The organism is Rhodanobacter sp. L36 (assembly GCF_009765755.1).
Classification (GTDB): Bacteria; Pseudomonadota; Gammaproteobacteria; order Xanthomonadales; family Rhodanobacteraceae; genus Rhodanobacter.
The window spans coordinates 1,167,638-1,185,868 of the sequence record NZ_LMUV01000011.1 but is presented as its reverse complement, the minus strand read 5'-3'; the positions used below and the strand labels follow the sequence as shown (position 1 = coordinate 1,185,868).

General features: G+C 62.4%; 16 protein-coding genes. 8 read left to right on the top strand and 8 right to left on the bottom strand.

Annotated features, from left to right (window positions below; all coding sequences use genetic code 11):
• Window positions 1–65: 65 nt before the first annotated feature.
• Window positions 66–617, bottom strand: a complete 552-nt coding sequence (locus tag GSQ73_RS15120) for a GNAT family N-acetyltransferase (protein WP_254063422.1) — start codon at window positions 615–617, stop codon at window positions 66–68.
• Between the two features lie 153 nt (window positions 618–770).
• On the opposite strand from GSQ73_RS15120, the gene GSQ73_RS15115 reads away from it, so the two are divergent.
• Window positions 771–1,172: an MmcQ/YjbR family DNA-binding protein gene (locus GSQ73_RS15115; protein ID WP_158885439.1), complete on the top strand. Its 402-nt coding sequence runs from the start codon at window positions 771–773 to the stop codon at window positions 1,170–1,172.
• A complete protein-coding gene (locus GSQ73_RS15110) occupies window positions 1,169–1,561 on the top strand; it encodes a VOC family protein (RefSeq protein ID WP_158885437.1) in 393 nt (130 codons plus the stop codon). Before GSQ73_RS15115 ends, GSQ73_RS15110 begins: the two co-directional genes overlap by 4 nt.
• A gap of 6 nt (window positions 1,562–1,567) precedes the next feature.
• Here GSQ73_RS15110 and GSQ73_RS15105 read toward each other — a convergent pair whose 3' ends face one another.
• Together GSQ73_RS15105 and GSQ73_RS15100 are read right to left on the bottom strand one after the other, a co-directional pair.
• Complete coding sequence (locus tag GSQ73_RS15105) at window positions 1,568–3,391, bottom strand: beta-L-arabinofuranosidase domain-containing protein (RefSeq protein ID WP_158885435.1); 1,824 nt, start codon at window positions 3,389–3,391, stop codon at window positions 1,568–1,570.
• Between the two features lie 15 nt (window positions 3,392–3,406).
• Window positions 3,407–4,153, bottom strand: coding sequence for an SGNH/GDSL hydrolase family protein (locus GSQ73_RS15100; RefSeq protein WP_158885433.1), 747 nt, complete (start codon window positions 4,151–4,153; stop codon window positions 3,407–3,409).
• Between the two features lie 228 nt (window positions 4,154–4,381).
• On the opposite strand from GSQ73_RS15100, the gene GSQ73_RS15095 reads away from it, so the two are divergent.
• Both GSQ73_RS15095 and GSQ73_RS15090 read left to right on the top strand, forming a co-directional pair.
• On the top strand, window positions 4,382–5,020 hold the full coding sequence (locus GSQ73_RS15095) for a DUF5671 domain-containing protein (protein WP_158885431.1): 639 nt from the start codon (window positions 4,382–4,384) through the stop codon (window positions 5,018–5,020).
• Window positions 5,017–5,487 (top strand): hypothetical protein, encoded by a 471-nt coding sequence (locus GSQ73_RS15090; protein ID WP_158885429.1) that lies wholly within the window; start codon window positions 5,017–5,019, stop codon window positions 5,485–5,487. The genes GSQ73_RS15095 and GSQ73_RS15090 overlap by 4 nt, the downstream gene beginning before the upstream one ends.
• Here GSQ73_RS15090 and GSQ73_RS15085 read toward each other — a convergent pair.
• The 3 genes from GSQ73_RS15085 to rlmJ form a co-directional block, all read right to left on the bottom strand.
• The gene (locus GSQ73_RS15085) at window positions 5,477–6,385 is read right to left on the bottom strand and encodes a cation diffusion facilitator family transporter (protein WP_158885427.1); all 909 of its coding nucleotides are present in this window, start codon (window positions 6,383–6,385) and stop codon (window positions 5,477–5,479) included. The genes GSQ73_RS15090 and GSQ73_RS15085 overlap by 11 nt on opposite strands.
• A 121-nt stretch (window positions 6,386–6,506) precedes the next feature.
• Window positions 6,507–7,019 (bottom strand): Slp family lipoprotein, encoded by a 513-nt coding sequence (locus tag GSQ73_RS15080; protein WP_158885425.1) that lies wholly within the window; start codon window positions 7,017–7,019, stop codon window positions 6,507–6,509.
• Window positions 7,020–7,113: 94 nt separating this feature from the next.
• Complete coding sequence (rlmJ, locus tag GSQ73_RS15075) at window positions 7,114–8,079, bottom strand: 23S rRNA (adenine(2030)-N(6))-methyltransferase RlmJ (protein WP_158885423.1); 966 nt, start codon at window positions 8,077–8,079, stop codon at window positions 7,114–7,116.
• Between the two features lie 536 nt (window positions 8,080–8,615).
• Here rlmJ and GSQ73_RS15070 point away from each other — a divergent pair.
• The 4 genes from GSQ73_RS15070 to GSQ73_RS15055 all read left to right on the top strand — a co-directional run bounded on the left by GSQ73_RS15070 (window position 8,616) and on the right by GSQ73_RS15055 (window position 14,918).
• Complete coding sequence (locus tag GSQ73_RS15070; RefSeq protein WP_158885421.1) at window positions 8,616–10,340, top strand: copper resistance system multicopper oxidase; 1,725 nt, start codon at window positions 8,616–8,618, stop codon at window positions 10,338–10,340.
• Window positions 10,337–11,266 carry a copper resistance protein B gene (locus tag GSQ73_RS15065; RefSeq protein ID WP_216844788.1) on the top strand — a complete coding sequence of 310 codons (930 nt, stop codon included), beginning with the start codon at window positions 10,337–10,339 and terminating at the stop codon, window positions 11,264–11,266. The genes GSQ73_RS15070 and GSQ73_RS15065 overlap by 4 nt, the downstream gene beginning before the upstream one ends.
• 38 nt (window positions 11,267–11,304) lie before the next feature.
• Window positions 11,305–11,880, top strand: a complete 576-nt coding sequence (locus tag GSQ73_RS15060) for a cytochrome c (RefSeq protein WP_158885417.1) — start codon at window positions 11,305–11,307, stop codon at window positions 11,878–11,880.
• A gap of 134 nt (window positions 11,881–12,014) precedes the next feature.
• A complete protein-coding gene (locus GSQ73_RS15055) occupies window positions 12,015–14,918 on the top strand; it encodes a ligand-binding sensor domain-containing diguanylate cyclase (protein ID WP_158885415.1) in 2,904 nt (967 codons plus the stop codon).
• On the opposite strand, the gene GSQ73_RS15050 is transcribed toward GSQ73_RS15055, so the two are convergent.
• Entirely contained in the window at window positions 14,919–15,848 is a 930-nt protein-coding gene (locus GSQ73_RS15050; protein ID WP_158885413.1) for a DMT family transporter, read from the bottom strand.
• 98 nt (window positions 15,849–15,946) lie between these two features.
• Window positions 15,947–18,121: an AsmA family protein gene (locus tag GSQ73_RS15045; RefSeq protein ID WP_158885411.1), complete on the bottom strand. Its 2,175-nt coding sequence runs from the start codon at window positions 18,119–18,121 to the stop codon at window positions 15,947–15,949.
• Window positions 18,122–18,231: the final 110 nt, after the last annotated feature.

Here is an 18,231-nt window from a genome sequence, read left to right as displayed (position 1 = left end):
GCCAAGTGTAGCGTGACGTCCCTGAAGGGCCGAGTTTTACGGGCTGCGTCCGCTGCCGGGACGAGTCAAAGTCGGAGTGAAATCTGCGCAACGCCGGGTTCGTTTTCCTGCAGCCGGCGTTCGAAGCCGAGCTCCTTGCACAGGCGCAGCATCGGCCGGTTTTCCAGCAGCACGTAGCCCCAGATTTCCGCGAGGCCGCGGCGCCTGCAGTCGTCCACGAGATGCTGCATCAGCAGCGCGCCGAGGCCGAGACGTGTCCAGTCCTGTTCGACCAGGATCGAGAACTCGGCGCTGTCCGCTGCTTCGTCCACGTAGATTCGCCCGACGCCACGAATTTCGGCAGGTGTGGCGAAGCGATCGGCCAGCACGAGCGCGGTTTCGATGGCCGGGTCGATCCGGCACAGCCGCTGTGCCATCGATTCGGGCAGTTCGGACATGGCATGCAGGAAGCGCCGCCGGATGTCCTGCGGCGAAAGTCGCGTGAAGCAGCGACGCAGCGCATCGACATCGTCCGGGCCGATATCTCGCAACTGCAACTGGCGTCCGTCGCCGAGTTGCATGACGCCGTCGCCCGGTGTCGATGGGTGCGCCGTTCGGGGTGCATCGTTGACTGGCATGGCGCTCCGGGATACCTGCAGCGACATCGCGTTGAACGCGCAATCGTCGCTGTCGGTCCATGAGTCTGGCGGCGACGTCATGAATCGGCAGTGACGTGTACGCAGCATCGTGCGCGATACTTCGCGTTCGATGCAATGAGGCGGTGGAGTCACATGGAACCGGAATCGAAACACGGACTCGATGTGCGTGGCTTGCGCTCACTCTGCGGGAACTGGCCGGGCGTGAGCGAAGAAATCAAATGGGGCGCGGATCTGGTGTTCAGCGTCGCGGGCAAGATGTTCGTGATCACGCCGTCGGATGGAAGCGAAGGTGGGCGACTGTCGTTCAAGGCAGCCGAGGATCGCTTCCTCGAACTGACCGATCGACCCGGCATCGTTCCCGCTGCGTATCTCGCTCGCGCACGTTGGGTATCGGTGATCGAACCAGGCAGATTCAGCACGGAAACGCTGCAGGGGTTGGTGCGCGAGTCGTATCTCGCAGTGCACGGCAAACTGAGCAAGAAGCTGCAGGCCGAACTGGGGCCGTTGCCCATCACTTCAAGGGACGTGGCATGAATCAACATCTCGGTGCGCTCGCGTTGCTGGTCGCCGATTACGACGAAGCGATTGCGTGGTACACGCGAGCGCTGGGGTTTGAGTTGGTCGAAGACACCGACATGGGCAACGGCAAGCGCTGGGTATTGCTGGCGCCGCAGGGTTCAAGCGAAACGCGATTGTTGCTGGCGAAAGCGCAGGGCGAGCAACAGCAATCGCAGATCGGCGATCAGGCCGGTGGTCGCGTATTCCTGTTGTTGCATACCGATGATTTCGATCGCGACCATCGAAACATGCTCGCGCAAGGCGTGCAGTTCGACGAAGCGCCGCGACATGAGTCTTATGGCAGCGTCGCCGTATTCCGCGATCTCTACGGCAATCGATGGGATCTGCTGCAACGCAAATCGTGATGCGTTTCAGATCGGATGCACGCTCTGATAAGTGCTGTAAATTTCGTTGCCAATCGCGAAAAACGGCCGCAATTGCGCGCGATCACCGCCTGCATCGACGCGCCAATGATCGCCGCCGGATGACGCGACGGACGACAACAGCGAGCGTCGTTCGAACACGGACTGCGATGATGCGCTGTCGAGCATGCGCATCAGCACCAGCGGCCCAGCGAGCAATGCCACGGTGTCGGGATGTTCGGCGTCGACACTCTGCAGGCGCAGCGACAAGGGCAGCTCGAGTTCGAGTCGGTCGCCGGATGTCCATTGCCGCCGGATCGTCGCGAATGTCCCCGGTTCCAGTGCGTCACGTGCGGGTTTTCCGTTGATCCGAAGCGTTGCGCCGTGTGCCCATGAAGGGATTCGCAAATGGATCGCGAATGTCTGCGGCGTAGCTGTTTCCACGCGCATGCCGATGGCGCTGGCATTCGGATAATTCGTCTCGATCGTCAGGCGCCGATCGTTGCCGCCTTGTCGCCAGCTCACCCGCGAAGGCACGTAGAGATTGACGTAAATGCCTTGCGCATCGGTGAAGAAGGCGCTGATGCGATAGTCCGCCGCGATCACCGGCAATGTGCCCGAACAGCACGGCCAGCGATCCGGATGAAACGTCTTCTGCGCCTGCCGCGCATAGTCGGAATAATAGAACGCGTGACCATCGGCCTCGATCGGTTTGGCGCCGAGCACAGTGTTGTAGAGCACGCGCTCCATGCTGTCGCCGTAGCGCGAATCGCGGGTGATGCGCAGCAGGTAACGCGTGAGCTTGAAGTGCGCGTAAGAGCCGCAAGGCGTTTCGAAACTCTTGTGTTGAACAGCGAGACTCACGCCGAGCCCGCCGCTGCCCGGCTTCACGAAATGCTCGTCCGGGCCCCAACCGCCGGTGGCGAAACTCTGTGCGTCGATCATCGCAAAACCTTGTCGCGCCGCTTCGAGATACATCGGCTGCTTCAACGTGAGGTAACCCTGCGCCGCCGAACTCAATGCGTTGACGTGGCTATAGGCGTGCTTGCCCGGCAACACATTTTCGCCGCGCGCGAGCGGGCCGAAAAAATCGTCGTAGAGAAATCGCTGGCCGAGTCGTCGATGCTGTTCGTCTCCGGTGAGCCGGTAAGCGAGAAACTGATTTTCGGGCAGCGTGTAGCTTTCGTCCCAGGCATGCTGGCTGAAATCCTCGCCGGGTTTCGCGGCTTCGTTGCGCGGCATCGCGTGAGGCGGCAGATAGGGAACTGCCGCTGCGGTGGCGCGTTGCAAGGTGTCACGGGCCACATCGTTGTCGGCAAAACGAACCGCATCGATCAAGCCGCCCGCCAGCTTGTCGTACGTGTAGGAAGGAAAGCGGTTGTTGCGGTAGAAGCTGCCCTGCGCATCGATCGTCGCGGCGTAACCGCGAACCAGTCGATCGAGCTTTTCACGCGTGGGCCGGTCGCCGGTGATGGCGTAGTGACGCGCCAGCGCACTCATCCATTGGCCGAACGTGGCGCCCGGCGCAAAACCCCAAGTGTCGTACCAGCCGCCAAGTTCCTGTCCCGGTGCCTGCATTCCGCTGCGCAGGCGGAATGGTCGCAACAGCGCGTCCTCGTCGAGGCCGAGCACCAGCCGATGGTTTTCCCGCGCCTGCCGATCGAGTGGGCCGGACGACAGCTGCACCTGCGCGTAGCCGAGTTCGTCGAGCGGCGTCGCCACCGTTTTCTGATCGGCGAAAGCGCGGTTCGCGCGAAACAAGCTCAGGCTCGCGGCCGACAACGCGCCGAGTTTCAGAACATTGCGACGTGCGGCATCGAAGGACTCTGTCATGGCGGTGCCCCCTTTCTATTCGGCCATTGCCTGCTCGATGGCTCTCTGCGCAAGCGGCGCCATCACCGCGTAACCGGCAGCGTTGGGGTGCAGGCCATCATCGGAAAATTCTTTTTTCAACGCATGGCTCTGATCGAGCAGCGCGTCATAGTAATCAAGGTAGATGAGGTGCTCGCGTTGCGCATACGCCTTGATCCACGCATCAAGCGCGATGATTTTTTCGGGCGGACGATTTCGTGTCTGATCGGGATGGTTGTAATCGCTCACCGGCGTGACCGACGCGAGCACGACCTTGATGTGATTCGCGCGCGCCAGATCCGCCATCGACGCGAGATTGTCCTCGATCATCGCGAGCGTGGATGGCCCGGTGTTGCCGGCAATGTCATTGGTGCCGGCCAGTATCACCACCACGCGCGGCTGCAGCGCGATGACGTCCGGCCGGAAACGGATCAGCATCTGCGGCGTCGTCTGCCCGCTGATGCCGCGATTGACGTAACCCTTGCCGGGGAAAAACACGCCGACGCCGCGGCCCCAGAAATCGGTGATCGAATCGCCCATGAAAACCACACGCGCGTCGCCGGATTTCGGCGCGGGCAGCGCAGCGTTGTCGTCGTGATAGCGCTTCAGCGCCGGCCAGTCGGTCAATCGATTCCGCGCGTCGGCCAGCAATCGCGCAGTAGTTTGCGTGGACGGCGCGGTGGATTGCGCCAGAGCGCAACCGGACAACAACAAAGCCGACATCATCACCACGATCATCTTCATCGGAACCATCCCGCGTTTTTGATCGTCCGAGCATAGGCGTGCTCGCGTGGCGGCGCAAAGTGCCCGTGCACCTGATATCAGAAATGGCTTCAAACCGAGGCGTCTTGAATCGGGCGATCTCGTGACGTAATCAGGGTAAAAGTGCTGCACTGTGATGGCTCACGACCCAGCAGCTGTTTGTAGTTCTGTGGACACGTTATCTTCGGCCACTCGTCAAAGGGGAACAACATGGCAAGTGGCGCGCAGGATCTGGAATATTTTGTTCGGGAAGCGCTGATGCGCGGTTGTTCGCGACAAAGCATCGACAAGGCGCTGATGGACGCGGGATGGTCGCCGGAGCAGGCACGCAGTGCGTTGTCGAGTTACGCCGATGTGGCGTTCGCGGTGCCGGTGCCGCGGCCAAGGCCTTACTTGTCGGCGCGCGAAGCTTTCATCTACCTGGTGCTGTTCACGACGCTTTACCTGAGCGCATATCACCTGGGCAATCTGCTTTTCGAGCTGATCAACCGCTCGTTTCCCGATCTGTCGATGCCTTATGAAAATGGTGTTCCTCGGAGTATTCGCTGGTCCGTGGCATCGATCATCATTGCGTTTCCGGTGTTCCTGTTTCTCACTGCGAAGATCGGTCGCGAACTCGCGCAGCAGCCGGTGAAGCGTCAATCAGGTGTACGCCGCTGGCTCACGTATCTAACCCTGTTCGTGGCAGCGGTGGTGCTGATCTGCGACCTCACCACGCTGGTCAACGCGATGCTGGGTGGAGAAATCACCGTACGTTTCATCCTGAAAGTCGTGGTGGCCGCGGCGATCGCGGGTTCCATTCTCGGCTACTACCTGCACGACTTGCGCCGTGACGAGCGCGTGCCATGAAGGTCAATGGCGGACGACTTCTGATCGGGGCTGCATCAGTGGTGATGCTGGCTGCAATCGGCGCGGGCCTTTTCGTTCTCGGCACGCCTGCTCATCAACGTGCGTTGCGAATCGATGAGCAGCGCACATCGTCGCTGCGGGCGTTGTCTTTCGCTATCGGAAACTATTGGTCGCAGCACAAGACGTTGCCACCCGATCTGCACGAGGTCAGCCAAGACGCCGCGTTGGCCAAGGACCCGATGACTGGCGTGCCTTACGCATACGTACCCGGGACGGCGAACAACTATCGACTGTGTGCAGTCTTCGATAGCGCATCCGAAACAAGTCCCGTGCAGACCGCCGCTACGACTCTCGCCAGATCAAGATGGGATCATCCTGCGGGTCGCCAATGCTTCACTTTTTCTGCGACGTCCTCAGGCATTCCGGAAGGGGACATATTGCCGATGGAATGGAACCTCAGTCGGTGACATCCGGCTCGAAGAAGCTCCAGCGAATGTCGTCGAATTCGGTTTTCATGGCGGCTTCGACGATGTTGATCGCGTCGATGAGTGCGCGATCGCTGGGGGCGGGATGCATGCGCGCTTTGACTGCGACCATCACGTCGGGGCCCATCTGCAGGGTGATTAGGTTCAGGACTTCGGCGACTTCGGGCCGGTTCTGCAGGAAAGCGAAAAGCTCAGCGCGCCGGCGCGGTTCCACGCCCTGGCCGATCAGCAAGGCCTTCACTTCGATCGCCAGCATGACGGCGACCACGAGCAGCAATACGCCGATCGCGACCGTGCCGAGTGCGTCGTACATCAGGTTGCCGCTGAGCATTGTGGCGCCGACGGCAAGAGCTGCCAGGCACAGGCCGGCAAGCGCCGCGAGGTCTTCACCGAAGATCACCAGCAGTTCGCTGGAACGCGTTTCGCGAAACCAGGTCCACAGGTTTTGTGCGCCGCGCGCTTTGTTCACTTCCTGCATGCAGCCACGCATCGAGAAGCTCTCGGCCACGATGCCGAACACCAGTACGCCGAGCGCGAGCCACGGCCACTTCAACGGCTCGGGATGGCTGAATTTGTGCACGCCTTCGTAGACGGAAAACATGCCGCCAACGCTGAACAACAGGATTGCCACGAGGAACGACCAAAAGTACAACGCGCGGCCCCAGCCGAGCGGATATTCGTCCGATGCCGGACGCTTTGCCTGACGCATGCCGAGAAGCAGCAGCCCTTGATTCCCGCAGTCGGCAAGCGAATGCACGGCTTCCGCCGCCATCGCACCGGAACCGGTCATGACGGCAGCAACTGTCTTGGCAAGAAAGATCGCGAAGTTGGCGCCGAGGGCGAGAAAGATCGCCTTCAGCGAATTGGCGTGACCGGACATGCGGCGTTCCTTCGGGGAGTCCGGCAAAGTGTAAGGCACCGAAGGAAATTTCGAACGGACATCATGTGCATCACATCACGTACGTCCATTTGAACCATCAACCGCGTTGCATCGAGTTCGTTTAGCGGATGCCAACGCCGACACCCACACCGAAGTGGAAATTGTTGCGGCCTTTCTGCATTTCGTCGGCGGTCCACACATGCGACTGCGCGACGCTTACCAGCGGGAATACGTAATCCGCGTCACCCACCTTGCCGGCATGGCTGCCGTTGAGTTTTCCGCTCACCGTCATCAAAGCGCCGCCGGGATAGTTCAGCGGCTCGGCAAAACCGGGCAGCACGGCGATGAAACGTCCGTTGGCCGCATCGCTGGCGCGTGGTCGCTGCGAGTTGTCCAGCGGGTAGGCGAGCAGTTCCACTTCGCTATGGTCGGCGAAGTTCTGCACATTGACGATGCGGCCGCCCCAGATCACGTCGTTGCCGGCATAACGCCCTGGCGATTGGGCCACCTGGCTCGGCACCGCCATCACGGCGGTGGGGCTGGCCTTGTAGATCGGCGCCGGCGCGCAGGCGACAAGCGCGAGGCCGAGCAAGGGAGCGAACAGCGGGCGCAGAGTGCGGATGACGATACGCATGGTCGGACTCCAGAGAAGTTGCGGGACGGCGACGACTTGCCGTGACATTACAACGATCGGCGTCGGCGCTGCGTGTATCTGCGATGTTTGCGGGTCAGCGCCTGCGCGTCGGCCGCGCCGGCGTGGCTGAACGCGTGGCGGCGAGTCGCGATGGCGGCAACGGACCGGTCGCGGCGGGCTCGTCGCCTTCCTGCAGCAGCCAGTCGAGTTTCCATTCGGCGGGGCGATCCTTCGATAGCAGTCGCGCCATCGCGCGCAGCGAATCGCGCAAGGCGTCGTCGAGTTTCCACGGCGCATTGAGGATCACCACGCCCGAACCGTTGAGGCGCAGCGGCGAGTCGTCCGGATGCAACAGCAGTTCGGCACGCAGCACGCGCTTTGCGCCGCCGCCGCGCGACAAGCCACGAAGGAAGGGCTGCACCTGGCTGCGCAACTTGATCGGATACCACACGGCGAAAACACCGGTGGGCCATCGTTGCAGCGCGGACTTCAACGCCTGCTCGATCGATTTGTATTCGGCTTCCTGTGCTTCGTACGGCGGATCGATCAAGACCAAACCGCGCTTTTCCACAGGAGGCAGGAGCGCTTTCAGTGATTCGTAGCCATTGCGCTGATGCGTGTGGATGCGTGCATCGCGATGGAAAAGTTCGTGCAGGCGCGTGGCTTCTTCGGGATGCAGTTCGCACAGCTGCGCGGTGTCTTGCGCGCGAATCGCGTTGGCGATCTGCAACGGTGAACCGGGATAAAGCTTCAACCCGTCTTCGTTGCCGGGCAGGGCGAGAATGCTGTCGAGCCAGCGGCGCAGCAGCGGCGGCACGTTGCCGGCGGATGTCTTGTCGGCGTGCAGGTCGGGAAACAGTAATCGCACGATACCGTCCTTGTACTCGCCGGTCTTGCCGGCCTCGCGGCTTTCCAGCGCGTAGCAGCCGCTGCCGGCGTGCGTGTCGATCACGCAGAAAGGCGTGTCCTTGGCTTTCAGCGCTTCGATCAACGCAAACAGCACGACGTGCTTGTGGACATCGGCGAAATTACCGGCGTGATAGGCGTGGCGATAATTCATGGCATTCACGACGGACGGGGAGCGCAAGTATAGAGGCCTGCCGCGCCAGCCTTGCAGGAGCCTGCTCCAGAGTTGGCAAGCGTGGACTCGGGCCGTACCCTCGGCAACATGTCGTCGCCTATCTTCCATCATTTACGCCGTTGCCGTGTTTTCTTCGCGCTGGCGTTTTGCGCGTGGCTGATGATGGGCAGCGCGGCATGGGCGAAACCCGCGTGCTGCGACTCGATGCACATGTCGCATGCGCCCACGATGAGCATGCACGCGAACGACCATGCGGCGCATCCGCATGGACACGCTGCCACGGGATGCGATTGCACATGCGCGCACTTGAGCGTCGCCTCGACGAGGCTGGCGATGGATGTCGCCAACGCGCCGATCACGGCCCGCGTTCATTGGCGTGCGCTTCCGCAAAATGCGCCACAACCGCGCTACGCGCCGCCGCTGCGGCCACCTTCCGTTTGATCCCTTCGCATTACTGATCGGTCGCCATCGCGGCCGCGTCGCGCGTTCGCGCGCCATCACGAAGGACAAGCTCCATGAACATGCAGGACCCGCGCGGCATCCAATTGCCGCGTCGACGATTCGTGCAGGGACTCGCGCTGGGCGGCGTTGCCGCGGCGCTGGGATTGCGGCACGCGTCGCTGTCCGCGAAAACGATGGCGCGCCCCGAGTTGCGCGACACGCATTTCGATCTCGCCATCGGCGAATGCGCCGTCGATTTCACCGGGCATCAGCGCGTCGCTACCGTCGTCAATGGACACCTGCCGGCACCGTTGCTGCGCTGGCGGCAAGGCGACACGATCACGTTGCGCGTGCGCAATACCCTGGCCGTGACCAGTTCGATCCACTGGCACGGCATCATTTTGCCGGCCGACATGGACGGCGTGCCGGGCTTGAGTTTCGAAGGCATCCCGCCCGGCGGAGAATTTCTCTACCGCTTCACGGTGAACCAGAGCGGCACGTACTGGTATCACAGCCATTCGCGTTTTCAGGAACAGGCCGGGCTGTACGGGCCAATCGTGATCGAGCCGCGTGGCGGCGAACGGCATGCTGTCGATCGCGACTACGTAGTGATGCTCAACGACTGGAGCGACACCGATCCCGAGCGCATCTACGCCAACCTCAAGAAGCAGAGCGACTACTACAACACCGGCCAGCCGACGGTCGGAGATTTTCTCCGCGACGCGCACAGGCAGCGCGTGCGAAGTGCGTTGGCGAAGCAGCGCATGTGGCAGCAGATGCGCATGGATCCGACCGATCTCTCCGACGTTTCCGCTGCGACCTATACGTATCTGATCAACGGCACCACGCCGTCGGGCAACTGGGAGGCGTTGTTCGCGGCGGGTGAGCGGATTCGATTGCGTTTCATCAACGGTTCGTCGATGAGCTTCTTCGACGTGCGCATTCCCGGCCTGAAGATGACCGTGGTCGCGGCCGACGGACAGGATGTGGAACCGGTGAGTGTCGAAGAATTCCGCATCGGCACGGCGGAGACACTCGACGTGATCGTGCAGCCGGCGGCGGATCGCGCGTGGACGATCTTCGCGCAGAGTGCGGATCGCAGCGGTTATGCGCGTGCGACGCTCACCCCACGCGCAGGCATGGTGGCCGAGGTTCCTCCGCTCGATCCGCGTCCACGCCTAAGCATGCGCGACATGATGGGCCAGATGCAGGGCATGGCAGGTGATTCGATGAAGATGCCGATGGCCGGGATGCCCATGGATGGCATGCACGGCATGCGCAACATGCTTGCTGCCGATGCGCTGAAGACCGGCGTGGAAACGGACATGCGCGTGCCACATCCGCGCACGAATCTCGATGATCCGGGTGTGGGATTGCGCGACAACGGCCGACGCGTGCTCAGCTATGCTGATCTGCATTCGATCGATGCGCCGATTTCGCCACACGTCGATCGCGAACTCACACTGCAACTGACCGGCAACATGCAGCGTTACCTGTGGTCGTTCGACGCGACACGTTTTTCGAAAGCGGAACCTTTGCGTCTTCGCGCCGGCGAACATCTGCGCATCTCGCTGGTCAACGACACGATGATGACGCACCCGGTGCACCTGCACGGCATGTGGAGCGAACTGGAAAATCCGCAGGGGGAATTCCAGCTGCGCAAGCACACCGTGATGGTGCAGCCGGCGCAGAAAGTGAGTTATCGCGTCAGTGCCGACGCCATCGGACGCTGGGCTTATCACTGCCATCTGCTTTATCACATGGAAGCGGGCATGTTCCGCGAAGTGGTGGTGGCATGAGCAAGCGCAAGCTTTGGAAACTTGCAACGTGCCTCGCCGCCACCCTCGCTTCGAGTCATGTTGTTGCACGCCAGTCGATGTCATCGATGGCGAACATGCCAGGCATGCCGGCAGCGGCTGCGAGCACGGCGACACCTTCGCGATCCGATGATTCGATTCAGGGCATGTCGATGCCAATGCCTGCAAAAATTGCGCAGCCATCCGCCATGCCTGCCAACGATCATGTGCCGCCCGCACTGCCTACGATGATCATGCCGGCGATGTCCTCGACACAGATGACCGAGATGATGCAGATGGACGATCAGGCGACGCGCAGCATGTTGCGCGTCGATCGACTCGAAAGCGGCGTCGGAAGCGACGGCAGCCGATCGTCGGCGTGGCAGGCCGATGCGTGGTGGGGCGACGACATCGACCAGCTGTGGCTCGAAACGGAAGGCGAACGAGAGCGACATGCGATGCGCGATGCACGTGTGGATCTCTTCTGGAGCCACGCGTTCACCACGTTCTGGGACTGGCAACTCGGCGCGCGCAATGATATTGGCCGCGGCAGTCGCTCATGGATGGCGGCGGGGTTGCGCGGGCTGGCGCCGTACTGGTTCGACATCGATGCGACGTTCTATCTCGATGCGGATGGCCGCACGGCCGCACGATTCGAAGCGAGCTACGACCTGCGCCTGACGCAGCGCTGGATTCTCATGCCCGATGCGGAGCTGAATTTCTACAGCCGCGGCGATGCGGCTCGCGATGTCCACGCCGGGCTTTCCGATGGTCGCCTCGGCCTGCGGTTGCGTTACGACATCAGCCGTCGTTTCGCTCCCTATCTTGGCGTGGACTGGAGCTACCGCCCAAACGACGCGCTGTCGCCACTGCGCACCGAACCCGGTCACGAACTGACGTGGCGGGTCGGTGTGCGTTTCTGGCTTTGAAGCACTGGCACCCTGTCATTCAACCTGGTGGACCTTCCATGAAATTCATTGCGGCATTCATCATTCTCTTCGTGATCATCGGTCTGGGTGTTGTCGGTCTGGTCTGGTCTGGCGAGTACGACATCGGCGCGGACAGCCCGCACTCGACCGCCGTATTCGCCATGCTGCAAATGCTTCGCCAGCGCTCGGTCGAGCACCACGCGCGCGATATCGCGATACCCGCCAACCTCGGGGACGAGCAGGTGATCCTCAAGGGCGCCGGCCAGTACGCGGCCATGTGCACGGGTTGCCATCTCGCGCCGGGCACGGCCGGCACGGAGCTGCGCCCTGGTCTGTACCCGCAGCCTCCGGACTTTTCGCGCTCGCGTCCCATCGATCCGCGGGCGGCGTTCTGGACCATCAAGCACGGCATCAAGATGAGCGCGATGCCGGCGTGGGGCGGCAGCCATGACGACGCCACGATCTGGAGCATGGTGGCGTTTCTGCAAAGGCTGCCGACGCTGACGCCTGCCGGATATCGGGCCATCGTCGCCAGAGCGCCGCCGGACGACGACATGGACATGGACCATGCGCCGCAATCCGCACCGGCCAGTGCCGGTTCGACCCATCTGTAAACATCGGTAGCCTGCGGCATGGTCATCGCCGCCACGATGTTTCCGGTGCGCGTCCGGAATCTTGCCTGGCACAATGCGTGCTTCATCGAAGCACACCGCAAGGGTGTTGGCTGGCATGAAGGGAGATGGCGTCGATGTGGTGCAAGGAGCGTGGTCTGCTCGCGTTGTTCGCGGCGCTGCTGTTGTGGATGAGCCTGCCGGCGAAAGCGCAGCAGTATTCCCTGCAGACGTACGACCGCCGCGCCGGCCTCGAAAGCCTCACTGTCACCGCGTTGCTGCAGGATCGGCGCGGCTTTGTGTGGGCAGGCACCGAGATCGGTTTGTATCGCTTCGACGGCGGTCGCTTCGAGCGCATGGAACATACGCAGGGCTTCGACAAGGGCGAATACGTCACGGCACTCGCGCAGAACCCGCGCATCGGTCGCCTTTGGGTGGCAACCCAGTCGGGTTTGCGCGTGGGCGACGGACTGCATTTCGACAGCGTGCTGCCCGACGGCAAGCCGCTGGTTGTCGATGTCGGCCGGCAGATGGCGGCGCTCGACGACGGCACGTTGCTGCTGGTCCGCGATGATCAACTGATGGTGCTGTCGGCCGGTGTAAATGGCTCGCCGCATCTGCAACCGCGATTCAGTGCGCAACAACTGGCACGTTACCCGGCCTTGCGCAGCATCACCTCAGTGTATGCATCGCACGATCGCGTGTGGCTTGGTTGCGGCACGTCGTTATGCGAGATCGATGCAAGCGGCAACATTGCGTTGCTCGGGCCGGCGCGAGGTGTGCCGGCGGACAACTGGTCCGGCATGCTGGTGGATCATCGCGGCACGTTGTGGCTGCGCGGCGTGCATCACGTGCGCGCACTGCCGGCCGGCGCTACGCAGTTCGTCGAGCGCGACGTGCCGCAGACCAGCATGGACGTGGTCAACGACAACGGAACCCTGATCGAGGACGCGCAAGGGCGCGTGCTCACTTCCACCAACGACGGTCTTGCGCGTTGGGATGGTGCAAGTTGGACCACCATGGATCGGCACAACGGATTGCCGGACATCGGCATCACCGCATTGCTTTTCGACACGCAGGGCACGTTGTGGCTGGGTACGTACGGACGCGGCATTTCGCGCTGGAACGGCTACGGTCTGGTCGAAGGCTGGGCACGTGAGCAGGGTTTCGACAGTGTGCCGAACTGGTCGATCCTGCGGGTCGATGCCAGCCACATGTGGTTCGGCAATGAACTCGGCGGAAGCACGCTGGCCGACGGGCAGACACGTTTGCAAACGTGGCCTTTGCAAACCACGCCGCCGCCGCGGCAGGTACTCGCACTTGCCAAGGCATCCGATGGCGCGATCTGGGCTGGGCTCTACGACCATCGCGTGCTGCGTTACGACCCGCGCACCGGGCGCACCGCGCTGGCTGCGCAGCTGCCGGCCTTCGTGAAAGTGCTGCACTTCGACAAGCGTGGACGTTTGTGGATCGGCACGGTGGACGGCATCTACCGCATCGACAGTACTGGCGCAGCCGCAGTGCGAATGCCTCCTGCGCAGACCACCGACCAGCAATGCTCGGACATCGCCGAGGGCGACGACGGCACGCTGTGGTTTGCCTGCAACGAAGGCGTGCTGCGTTACGCAGGCGAACACTGGACACACATGGAGACGGGGCACGTCATCGTCGCATCGGGCTTCAGCGCCGTGGCAGTCGGCAGCGACGCAGGCCTGTGGCTCGGCGCCAATGAGCCGGGCATTTTTCGCGCCCGCGTGCACGACGACGAACTCGTCATCGCGCACGTCGCCGATACCTGGCTGGACAAATCACTCGCCTATTTCATTCGCCGCGACCATCGCGGCCTGATCTGGATCGGCGGTGGTGGGGGCGTGGATATCTTCGATGGCAACGCCTGGACACATATGTCGCGCGACGAAGGCCTGTTGTGGGACGAGACCGACCAGAACTCGTTTTACGAAGACGCCGACGGTTCGGTCTGGATCGGTTCGGCCATTGGCGTCAGTCACGTGCTGCGGCCGGAAGCGATGATCGCGCCGAATCCGCGCAAGGTCGTGGTGACCTCGGTGACCCACGGCGACGTGCCGGTTCGCGAAGGCGATGACGTGCGCATTGAAGGCCATCGGGCACCACTCACGGTACATTTCGCGCTGCTCGGCAGTTCGTCTGGCGGCACGCCGACTTATCGATACCGCTTGCAGGGATCGGACTGGGTGGAGACCTCGTCCAGCGTCATCAACCTCACGGGCCTGTCGCCCGACGAGTATCGCCTCGAGATCCAGGCTATCGACGACGACCGCCGCGTGCGCTCGCCACCGAGCTATTTCGACTTTCGCATTCCATCGCCATGGTGGCGCAGTGCATGGGCCACGCTGCTCGAAGTACTGCTGCTGATACTTGCGGTCGCGGCGATCTGGCGTGGTTATTCGCGTCGACTGCTGCGTCAGAATCGCCGGCTGGAAACCATGGTGAATGGCCGCACCGCGGAGCTCACCGAAGAAAAACAGGCGCTCGAAATCGCGCGGACACGCCTCTACTACCAGGCAACGCACGACGGCCTTACCGGCCTGTACAACCGTAGCGCGATTCTCGATGAGCTGGCCGCGCAGCTGGAACCCGCGCCCGCACAGCCGGGGTTGGCGGTCGCGTTGATCGATGCGGATCACTTCAAGCGCATCAACGACACCTACGGTCATCAGGCGGGCGATGCGGCCCTGTTGTCCATCGCGCGACACCTGCAGTCGCATGTACGCAACGATGACCGACTCGGCCGCTACGGCGGCGAGGAAATCCTGATGCTGCTGCCGGGCATCAACAAGGTCGACGCCGAACAACGCATGCGCGGCATCCAGGCGCAGGTGAGCGCGGTGCCGCATGTGTGGGAAGGAAAAAAATTCACCGTGACGTTGAGCATCGGCCTGGTCTGGATCGGCAACGAAGCGGCAACGGTGGAAGAACTCATACGGCGTGCCGACGCTGCGTTGTACCTGGCCAAGCACAGCGGCCGCGATCGGGTCGTGGCCGAACGACTGGCAAGTTGATCACTCGACAACGCTGTGGCTTTCGGCGGTGCCGAGCAGTTCCGGTTGTTCCGTGTTGCCCTGCGCACGGCTGAGCAGCGGATGCACGAACACCGCAGCGAGGATCACCGCCACACCGAGATAGAAGCGAACGCCGAGTTCGTGCTGTTCGCCGAGCAGCACGATCGCAAGCACGATCGCGTACACCGGTTCGAGGTTGGTCACCATCTGCGTGCCGAACGCACTGAGGTGACGCAACGCCACCAGAGCGAGCGCAAACGGCAGCAACGTGCAGCCGAACGACAGCGCCAGCAGCATCCACGCATCGTGCGCATCGGGCAGCGGAAAAATGGCGCCCGCATGCGGCAGCAGCGGCGCCAATGCGGTGAGAAACAACGTACCGGTGCCGAGTTCGATGCACGTCACGGTCAATGGATCGCCGTGATCCACGAGCCGCTTGTTGAGCGAACTGAACAACGCGACCAGCAAGGCCGAACACGCACCGACCGCAATGCCGATGCGCATGCCGGCAGGCACACCACCGACGACCAGCGCCACGCCCGGCACGACCGCGATGCCGATCATCAATTCGCGCGGGTCGAATTTCCTGCGCGCGATCCACGGCTCGATCAGCGAGAGGAATACGGGCCCGAGCGCAATGCAGGTCGCGCCGACCGACGCATTGGATAATTTGATCGCGGCGTAGAAAGTCAGCCAGTGCAGCGACACCAGCACGCCAATACCCGCATAAGCCCAGCGCAAGCGCGACGGCATCGCGATCAATCCCCGCCACACCTTCGGCATCAGCAGCAACGCGAGCGCGACGGGCAGCATGCGCCACCACACCAGCGGCAGCGCCGGCAGCGTGATCAGCTTGCCAAGAATCGCGGTGAAACCCCATAGCAACACGCACGCGTGAATCTGCAGTCGGGCTTTGCTGGCAGGCTGCATGAGAAATTCGCGAAAAGACGATGCATCATTCTAGCGTCGCAATGATCCGCGACGGCGAACGGTCGAACGATGCACGCCGACATCGCGCATGCATCGCGCTATTTGTGTGGCGTCACCTGTGGCTTGATCGGCGCCTGGCCCGCATTCGCACGCGAGGGTTTGTTCATCTGCTCCAGCACCATGCGACAGGTGTTTTCTCCTTCCGCATTGCGATTGGGAGAAACCAGCGCAAGCAAGGCGGCCACCGGCGCCGCCACCACGGCGAGTGCCACCGCACCGCCACCGCGCAGGATCAGCGGGCCCGGCTGCACGCCGACGTTGGGATTTTTCAATGTGCCTTTGACGTACAGCGGCGAGCGCAGCGAAAAGATGCGAAAACCCTTGGTGTGCGGAACCACGTCGAGCTTCAGCGCTTCGGTCGCCATGTTCACCGTGCCATCCACGTTGATGGTGGCGTCGGCCGTGTCGAACACGAACAGGCGCGCATCGAACACGCCGTTGGTCGCAACCAGATCCGACGCGGCGCAGTTGATCTTCACCGTCTTGTCGCCGAACAATTTGCCGATGACGATATTGCCGACATTGAGGCCCGCGGTTTCCAGCAACGTCTTGCTGATCGCGCCATCGTTCACCAGCAGCTTGAGTTCGCCGTTGGCCTGGCCAAGCAGCGCCGCTACTGAATTGCCGGCGAGGGTAAGGTCGGCATCGCCATTGATCTCACCGAAGCTGGTTTGCATCGGTGCGAATTCGGGGAACAGCTGCTTGAGTTTCAGATGCCGCGCGCCCAATCGCAGCGTTCCCTGCATCGGCGTGCGTCCGCCATCCAGGTGAATACGGCTGGTGACGTTGCCGCCTGCGAGCCCGAAGTTGAGCGGATCGAGTTGCAGCAAGCCGTTCGTCATCACCAGATGCGTGTTCAACGATTCGATCGGCAGGCTCGGGCCGTGCGAAATGTGTGCCGCGCTGAATCGCACATCCGCATCCATCGCCTTCCAGCGATCCGTGCGGAACGGCTCGACCGGCAACGCCTTGTCGGTGGGCTGCATGGTGCCGTCCCCACGCTGCTGCTTTTCGGCATTCGAATCTGCGCCGATCAGCGGCGCCAGGTCGGCGAACTGCAATAGCTGCGAACGGATCGTTCCGCTGAGTGTTGGTCGCGCACCGCCGCTCGCGTAATCGAGACTGCCGGCGAGATCGCTGCCGCCGACGCGACCCCGGAAATTCTGGTAGCTGAAATGGCTACTTGCCTTGCCGAGTTGCGCCTTGAGATGGCCTTCGGTCGAATACGGCGGCGTGTCGGGCAGGGTGACGCCGGTGATCGCGTAGAGCTTGGCCATGCTCGAGCCGGAAAACCACAGGCGCACGTCGAGCGCGCCGAGATTCGCCGGGTCAGTGAGCGTGCCGACCAGCGCGATGTGGCTATCGCCGATGTGCACGTCGGCCTGCACCGGAAACGGGTCGGTGGCGTTCTGCAACGCGAGCACGCCGCCGGTCTTGCCGCTGCCACGGATTGACGCGGTCTTGTAACTGCCGGTCGCCTGCCAGCCGAACAGATAGGCGGTGGAACTATTCGCCTGACCCACCGTTTCGTTTTTCTCGCCCTTGTCGGCGGCGCGACTCATCGCTGTCTTGGCCGACGCGTCAGCAGAACTGCCAGCTTGCGCACGTGCATCGCTCGACTGCTGCGCGACGATCTGATCGTAGGGAATCGGACCCTGCAACGGCTCGATCGCGACCTGCAGCTTGATCGTGCTGGCTGCGTCGTCAAGCGACACGCTGCCGCGATCGAAGCCGATCTCGCGCAGGTCGAGTTTCCATGTGGAAGGCGCATTGCTTTGTGGGAAATCAAATGCCCATGTCGCTCGCGCCTGCTTGTCGCGTTCGAGATCGATGGTGGGGTGAACCAGCTGCATGGTCGGCACGGTGATGCGGTGCGCGAGCAGCGGCAGCGGCGACAGGCGGAAGCGCAGCGCATCGAGTTGCGCAAATCGCGGCTGGCTCGCCCACGTGGGATTGGCCACCGTGATGTTGCGTGCCGTGAACTCCGGTGTCGGCACCAGCGAACGCCAGAATCCATCGGAACGATCGCGTTTCCATGCCACAGTGAGATCGCCGTTGATGGCGAATGGACGGCCAATCGCCTGGCTGACCTTGTCATCGATGAACGGCTTGAGCCGGTTCCAGTCGAACAGCGCGATCACCACAACGAGCACGATGACAAGCGTGAGCAACACGCCCACGATCCAGCTGACGATCTTGCGGCTGCGTTTCATCCCTCGGCTCCGGCTGGTGGTCGTACGCGCTGCGTTCGTACAGCACCTCAACCACAGACATAACCGCAACGATGGGAAAATTATGTGTGCAAACGCGGTTTCAGCTCAGC

Coding starts and splice junctions, on each gene's coding strand:
- GSQ73_RS15120 (WP_254063422.1), bottom strand. CDS start 617: ATGCCAGTCAACGATGCACCCCGAACGGCGCACCCATCGACACCGGGC.
- GSQ73_RS15115 (WP_158885439.1), top strand. CDS start 771: ATGGAACCGGAATCGAAACACGGACTCGATGTGCGTGGCTTGCGCTCA.
- GSQ73_RS15110 (WP_158885437.1), top strand. CDS start 1,169: ATGAATCAACATCTCGGTGCGCTCGCGTTGCTGGTCGCCGATTACGAC.
- GSQ73_RS15105 (WP_158885435.1), bottom strand. CDS start 3,391: ATGACAGAGTCCTTCGATGCCGCACGTCGCAATGTTCTGAAACTCGGC.
- GSQ73_RS15100 (WP_158885433.1), bottom strand. CDS start 4,153: ATGAAGATGATCGTGGTGATGATGTCGGCTTTGTTGTTGTCCGGTTGC.
- GSQ73_RS15095 (WP_158885431.1), top strand. CDS start 4,382: ATGGCAAGTGGCGCGCAGGATCTGGAATATTTTGTTCGGGAAGCGCTG.
- GSQ73_RS15090 (WP_158885429.1), top strand. CDS start 5,017: ATGAAGGTCAATGGCGGACGACTTCTGATCGGGGCTGCATCAGTGGTG.
- GSQ73_RS15085 (WP_158885427.1), bottom strand. CDS start 6,385: ATGTCCGGTCACGCCAATTCGCTGAAGGCGATCTTTCTCGCCCTCGGC.
- GSQ73_RS15080 (WP_158885425.1), bottom strand. CDS start 7,019: ATGCGTATCGTCATCCGCACTCTGCGCCCGCTGTTCGCTCCCTTGCTC.
- rlmJ (WP_158885423.1), bottom strand. CDS start 8,079: ATGAATTATCGCCACGCCTATCACGCCGGTAATTTCGCCGATGTCCAC.
- GSQ73_RS15070 (WP_158885421.1), top strand. CDS start 8,616: ATGAACATGCAGGACCCGCGCGGCATCCAATTGCCGCGTCGACGATTC.
- GSQ73_RS15065 (WP_216844788.1), top strand. CDS start 10,337: ATGAGCAAGCGCAAGCTTTGGAAACTTGCAACGTGCCTCGCCGCCACC.
- GSQ73_RS15060 (WP_158885417.1), top strand. CDS start 11,305: ATGAAATTCATTGCGGCATTCATCATTCTCTTCGTGATCATCGGTCTG.
- GSQ73_RS15055 (WP_158885415.1), top strand. CDS start 12,015: ATGTGGTGCAAGGAGCGTGGTCTGCTCGCGTTGTTCGCGGCGCTGCTG.
- GSQ73_RS15050 (WP_158885413.1), bottom strand. CDS start 15,848: ATGCAGCCTGCCAGCAAAGCCCGACTGCAGATTCACGCGTGCGTGTTG.
- GSQ73_RS15045 (WP_158885411.1), bottom strand. CDS start 18,121: ATGAAACGCAGCCGCAAGATCGTCAGCTGGATCGTGGGCGTGTTGCTC.